Origin of the sequence: Neisseria sp. HMSC065D04, from assembly GCF_001815675.1 — a bacterium.
Taxonomy (GTDB): Bacteria; Pseudomonadota; Gammaproteobacteria; order Burkholderiales; family Neisseriaceae; genus Neisseria.
Window position 1 is genome coordinate 49,321 of the sequence record NZ_KV821487.1, and the last position, 4,174, is coordinate 53,494.

Here is a 4,174-nt window from a genome sequence, read left to right on the forward strand (position 1 = left end):
GGAGCCATATTGTATTGAACCATTTCCCCGTTATTCCCCTGAAAGCGGCAAATACCGCTGACAGGGTCAAATTGTCCGGGGCAGCCGTTGGCATAGACATTAAAACTCGCCAGCCCCAAAAAGATAAAAAGCAGTTTTTTCATTAGTTTTATTCCTTTGTTTGGTCGTAATCTCTTTTCTTAAAGCAAGAACCTGATACCGAGGTCGTCTGAAAACTTTCAGACGACCTTTTGCTTGTCAATATTGCGGCAACGAGCAGCCTTCGGATGCGACAATTTTGCATTGTGCAACACCCGCAGCCTGACATTTTCTCAATGCTGACGGTTCTGCACGACCTGGGGAAGGCTCCGATCCATAAAAGGTTTTTACTTTTCCACCAGATTTTCCTTGGGCAACAGCAATACAGCCGTTTCTCACCCAAATACCTACTACACACGGCGCATTACGCCCGCCCTGTTCGCAAGTTTTAATCGCTTCTTTTTCTGCGGCAGCACGCGAATTTTGATTAAGTGCGCCACCTGCGATACCTGTTTTAGAATTGAACGCCCATGCGCCGTATTTGGACGGGACATTGATGTTGATAACTTTAGTATTGTTTTGGAGGTTGGAAGATTGGGGCGGAGCCATATTGTATTGAACCATTTCCCCGTTATGCCCTTGAAAGCGGCAAATACCGCTGACAGGATCAAATTGTCCGGGGCAACCGTTGGCATAGACGTTAAAACTTGCCAACCCCAAAAAGATAAAAAGCAGTTTTTTCATCAGTTTTTCCTTGGTTTCAAGATACAAAAAAAGCTGTCCGAACATCTTGCATGATGGTTTCAGACAGCTTTTTTCAGCGTTTTAGCCCACTTTATCCCCGGGCTGCGCGCCGGCATCGACATCGAGGAGCTTCAGTTTGCCCTCGGCGGTAGCGGCGGAGAGGATCATGCCTTCGGATACGCCGAATTTTGCCATTTTGCGCGGGGCGAAGTTGGCGACGGCGATGACCATGCGGCCGTTCAATTCGGCGGGGTTGGGATAAGACGCGGCGATGCCGGAGAAGATGATGCGTTTTTCAAAACCGAAATCGAGGTCGAATTTTAAGAGTTTGGTGCTGCCTTCGACGGTTTCGCAGTTCAATACTTTGGCGACGCGCATGTCGATTTTCATGAAGTCGTCGAAGCTCGCTTGTTCGGCGACTTTTTCATATTTGCTGTCTTCAACAGGCGCGGCTGCGGCGGCAATGCTTTGTTTGTTGGCTTCGATTAAATCGTCCACTTGTTTTTGCTCCACTCGTTGCATTAAATGTTCGTATTTGTTGATGGTGTGTTCGCCTAGGGTTTCGCGCGTGTTTGCCCAAGTAATCGCGTCCAGATTGAGGAAACGCGCAGCGTTGGCGGCGGTTTGCGGCAACACGGGGGCGAGGTAGGCGGTCAGCATGGTGAAGGCGTTGATGAGTTCGCTGCATACTTCGTGCAGGCGTTCGTCTTGACCTTCTTGTTTGGCGAGCTCCCACGGCTTGTTGGCATCGACGTATTCGTTCACAACATCCGCCAATGCCATGATGTCGCGCAGGGCGCGGGCGTATTCGCGGTTTTCGTATTGCTCGGCGATGGTCTCGCTTTCGGCGGCGAGTTTTGCCAGCAATGCGCTGCCTGAAACGTCTTTCAGACGACCTTCAAAACGTTTGGCGATGAAACCTGACGCGCGGGCGGCGATGTTGACGTATTTGCCGACGAGGTCGCTGTTTACGCGGCTGATAAAGTCTTGCAGGTTCAAATCGATGTCTTCGATTTTGCTGTTGAGTTTGGCGGCGATGTAGTAGCGCATCCACTCGGGGTTCAGGCCTTGTTCCAGATAGGATTTGGCGGTGATGAAGGTACCGCGCGATTTGGACATTTTTTGTCCGTCCACGGTCAGGAAACCGTGTGCATACACGCCGGTCGGGGCGCGGTGGCCGGAGAAATGCAGCATGGCGGGCCAGAACAGGGCGTGGAAATAGAGGATGTCTTTGCCGATGAAGTGGTACATCTCGGTTTGGCTGTCGGCTTTGAAGTATTCGTCAAAATCGACGCCGATGCGGTCGCACAGGTTTTTAAACGACGCCATGTAGCCGACGGGCGCGTCCAGCCAGACGTAGAAGTATTTGCCCGGCGCGTCGGGGATTTCAAAACCGAAATACGGGGCGTCGCGGGAAATGTCCCAATCGGACAGGGTGGTTTCTTCGCCTTCGCCCAGCCATTCCTTCATTTTGTTGAGGGCTTCGGGCTGAAGATGGGGCTTGCCGTCGTGCGGGTTGTTGCCGGAAGTCCATGCTTTGAGGAAGTCGGCGCATTCGCCCAGTTTGAAGAAGAAGTGTTCGGATTCGCGCAATTCGGGTTTGGCACCGGAAACGGCGGAATACGGGTTGATCAGTTCGGTTGGGGAATAGGTCGTGCCGCAGACTTCGCAGTTGTCGCCGTATTGGTCTTGGGCGTGGCATTTGGGGCATTCGCCTTTGACGAAGCGGTCGGGCAGGAACATTTGTTTTTCGGGGTCGAAAAGCTGCTCGATGACGCGGCTCTCAATCTTGCCGTTGGCTTTCAGCGCGCGGTAAATGTCTTGGGAAAACTGTTTGTTTTCAGGGGAATGGGTGCTGTAATAATTGTCGTAGCCGATGAAAAAGCCGGTGAAGTCGGCGAGGTGTTCTTCGCGCACTTTGGCAATCATGTCTTCGGGCGCGATGCCTTGTTTTTGCGCGGCCAGCATCACGGGCGTGCCGTGGGTATCGTCGGCGCAGCAGTAGTGGCACTCGTGGCCGCGCAGTTTTTGAAAGCGCACCCAAACGTCGGTTTGGATGTGTTCGACCATGTGGCCGAGGTGGATGCTGCCGTTGGCATAGGGCAGTGCGGAGGTAACGAGGATTTTGCGTGTCATGGTTTTATGCTTGGGAAAACAATGGATAAAGATGGGGAATTATACCGTAAATCGTGCGGGCGAGACGGGGGAAAGGTCGTCTGAAAAGGGGATTCCGTGAAGCGGGAACAGGATGGGCAAAACGGGTTATAGTGGCTTAACTTTAAACCAGTACGGCGTTGCCTCGCCTTAGCTCAAAGAGAACGATTCTCTAAGGTGCTGAACCTGATTTAAATTTAATCCACTATATTTATGGCAAAAGGTCGTCTGAAACACAAAAATCGGTTTTCAGACGACCTTTTCGATAATCGGGACATACAGGCCGGACGGTAAGCCGGGTTCTGTCTCGGACAGTCATTCCTCTAGGCACACCATTACTGATGCGCTCCAGCAACCTACCCGAACGCTCGGCGAGCAGCGTCAATGCGTTCTGTTTGGTCTTGCTCCGGATGGGGTTTAGCCTGCTGCGCCTTGTTACCAAGTGCACGGTGCGCTCTTACCGCACCTTTTCACCCTTACCCGTGCCGCCCGAAGGCGGCCGTCGGCGGTATTGCTTTCTGTTCCACTTTCCGTCGCGTTTCCGCGCCCGGCCGTTAGCCGGCATCCTGCTCTGCGGAGCCCGGACTTTCCTCCCCGTATGCCTTACGCGATACGCGGCGACTGTCTGTCCGACCTGTATGAAACGCGGATTATAACACAAGCAAATCACAACCGTTTGACCACCAAAAAAACCGCCTATCTAAAAATTTACCCATTTCGCAACATAAAAATTCAAATAAAATAAACTATTTATAAACAAAAAGTACCGTTCGTCAAATAAATGAATGACATGTTATAAAAAAGCCCATAAAATGAATATCACATAACTATTTTAAATATAAAAGTACATTACGATGAAAAACTATCCACATATCCTGTCTTACCTTGCCCTATCCTTACTTGCCGCCTGCGGAGGCGGTGGAGGAGGCGGTTCACCGTCAACCGCCTCAAGCGATACCAACCAACCCAAAATAGAATGCAACGCCGAATGCCAAGCGGGACGTAAAGCTGCTGAAGAAGCTAAGGCTGAAACGGAGCGTAAAGCAGCCGAAGAAGCCGAGAAAGCCAAAGCTGAAGCTGAACGCAAAACGGCTGAGGAAGCTGAGAAAGCCAAAGCCGAGGCTGAACGTAAAGCGGCTGAGGAAGCCGAGAAAGCTAAAGTAGAAGCTGAACGTAAGGCTGCCGAAGAAGCTGAAAAAGCCAAATTAGAAGCTGAGCGTAAAGCGGCTGAAGAAGCTGAAAAAGCTAAAGCGGAAGC

2 protein-coding genes, 1 other RNA gene and 2 pseudogenes are annotated in these 4,174 nt (G+C 51.3%); 1 reads left to right on the plus strand and 4 read right to left on the minus strand.

Going from position 1 to position 4,174, the window contains the following annotated elements; all coding sequences use genetic code 11:
- The 4 genes and pseudogenes from HMPREF3050_RS14975 to rnpB form a co-directional block, all read right to left on the minus strand.
- Positions 1-143 (minus strand): annotated as a pseudogene (locus HMPREF3050_RS14975) (DUF4189 domain-containing protein); the annotation flags it as partial.
- 94 nt (positions 144-237) lie between these two features.
- Entirely contained in the window at positions 238-762 is a 525-nt protein-coding gene (locus HMPREF3050_RS02430) for a DUF4189 domain-containing protein (protein ID WP_070773319.1), read from the minus strand.
- An 81-nt stretch (positions 763-843) separates the two neighbouring features.
- Positions 844-2,898, minus strand: a complete 2,055-nt coding sequence (gene metG, locus HMPREF3050_RS02435) for a methionine--tRNA ligase (RefSeq protein WP_070773317.1) — start codon at positions 2,896-2,898, stop codon at positions 844-846.
- 293 nt (positions 2,899-3,191) lie between these two features.
- Positions 3,192-3,553, minus strand: an RNA gene (rnpB, locus tag HMPREF3050_RS02440) — RNase P RNA component class A.
- Between the two features lie 217 nt (positions 3,554-3,770).
- On the opposite strand from rnpB, the pseudogene HMPREF3050_RS02445 reads away from it, so the two are divergent.
- Positions 3,771-4,174, plus strand: a pseudogene (locus HMPREF3050_RS02445) (hypothetical protein); the annotation flags it as partial.

Coding starts and splice junctions, on each gene's coding strand:
- HMPREF3050_RS02430 (WP_070773319.1), bottom strand. CDS start 762: ATGAAAAAACTGCTTTTTATCTTTTTGGGGTTGGCAAGTTTTAACGTC.
- metG (WP_070773317.1), bottom strand. CDS start 2,898: ATGACACGCAAAATCCTCGTTACCTCCGCACTGCCCTATGCCAACGGC.